The 209-nt window shown below is 65.6% G+C and carries 1 protein-coding gene; it reads left to right on the forward strand.

Features of this window, described 5'->3' with window-relative positions; all coding sequences use genetic code 11:
• Positions 1 to 209 (forward strand): amidohydrolase family protein (locus G3I41_RS26975; RefSeq protein WP_164402970.1); only part of this gene is annotated, 209 nt, incomplete at both ends.

Here is a 209-nt window from a genome sequence, read left to right on the forward strand (position 1 = left end):
GCGGCGGGCATGCCCCCGATATCATCCGCATGGTCGGCATGGCGAACGTGCTGCCGTCATCGACCAACCCCACGCGCCCCTATACCGCCAACACGGTCGAGGAGCATCTGGACATGCTGATGGTGTGTCACCACCTGGATCGACGGGTGCCCGAGGACGTGGCCTTTGCCGAATCCCGCATCCGCAAGGAGACCATCGCGGCCGAGGAC

The sequence above is a fragment of the Streptomyces sp. SID9727 genome, assembly GCF_010550605.1.
GTDB lineage: Bacteria > Actinomycetota > Actinomycetes > Streptomycetales > Streptomycetaceae > Streptomyces.